At 66.6% G+C, this 1,490-nt stretch carries 1 protein-coding gene; it reads right to left on the bottom strand.

Annotated elements, in window-relative coordinates:
- The coding region (locus DAT37_RS19360) for an ATP-binding protein (RefSeq protein ID WP_157978557.1) at positions 1–1,490 on the bottom strand (1,490 nt) is incomplete at both ends.

Genomic DNA, 1,490 nt, shown 5'->3' with positions numbered 1-1,490 from the left:
ACCCGGGTCGCCAACAGCGACTGGTGCGCGTCACGGAACGTCGTATCGGTGACCCCGACCGCCTTCTGCTCACGCAACGCCCGCGCGAAACCCTCCGGACCCAACGCCAGCAACCGCTGCCGCGAACCGTTCGGCGGCGCGACCTTCAGATCGATCGCGGGCAGCTTGTCGTGCGGATACACCGTGGTCGGACGTTCCCCGTGCGGCTTGTTCACCGTCACATCGGCCAGGTAGGTCAGGATCTTGGTACCGCGATCCGCCGAACCGCGCAGGGTCAGCAGTTGCGGACGCTCGTCGATGAACGAGGTGGTGACCCGACCCGCGCGGAAATCCGGGTCCTCCAGAACCGCTTGCAGGAACGGGATATTCGTCGTCACACCGCGAATACGGAATTCGGCCAGCGCACGCGCCGCACGAGCGATCGCCGCTTCCAGATCGCGACCGCGACAGGTCAGCTTCACCAGCATCGAATCGAAGTACGCGCCGATCTCCGCGCCCAGGTTCGCGCCGCCGTCGAGGCGGATACCCGCGCCGCCCGGCGTGCGGTAGGCGGTGATACGCCCGGTGTCGGGCCGGAACCCGTTGGCCGGGTCCTCGGTGGTGATCCGGCACTGCAACGCCGCACCACGGATCGTCACGGTGTCCTGACTCAAACCCAGATCCGCCAGCGACTCCCCCGCCGCGATCCGCAACTGCGACTGCACCAGATCCACATCGGTGATCTCCTCGGTCACCGTGTGCTCGACCTGGATACGCGGATTCATCTCGATGAACACGTGATTGCCGCGCTCGTCGAGCAGGAACTCGACCGTGCCCGCACACGAATAACCGATCTCACGCGCGAAAGCCACCGCGTCCGCGCAGATCCGCTCACGCAAGGCCGGATCCAGATTCGGGGCCGGGGCGAGCTCGATCACCTTCTGATGACGCCGCTGCACCGAACAGTCCCGCTCGAACAGATGCATCACATTGCCGTGCTGATCGGCCAGGATCTGCACCTCGATATGACGCGGGTTCACCACCGCCTGCTCGAGGAACACCGTCGGATCACCGAACGCCGACTCCGCCTCACGCGAAGCCGCCTCGATCGACTCACGCAACTGCTCGGGCTCGGCCACCCGCCGCATCCCGCGACCACCGCCACCGGCGACCGCCTTGACGAAGATCGGGTACTCCAGCTCGCTCGACGCGGCCAGCAACTCCTCGATATCGGCCGAGGGCGCGCTCGACGCCAGCACCGGAAGCCCCGCCGCCTTGGCCGCCTCGATCGCGCGCGCCTTGTTACCGGCCAACTCCAGCACCTCGGCCGACGGACCGATGAAGGTGATGCCTTCCCTGGCACAGGCCGCGGCCAGATCCGGATTCTCCGACAGGAACCCGTAACCCGGATAGATGGCGTCCGCGCCCGCGGTCTTGGCCGCACCGATGATCGCCTCGATCGAGAGATAGGTACGGACCGGATGGCCCTTCTCACCGATCTGGTAGGACTC

Source organism: Nocardia aurea (assembly GCF_003123685.1).
Classification (GTDB): domain Bacteria; phylum Actinomycetota; class Actinomycetes; order Mycobacteriales; family Mycobacteriaceae; genus Nocardia; species Nocardia aurea.
Note: the sequence above shows the minus strand (reverse complement) of the source record. Positions and strands in the feature narration are given on the sequence as shown.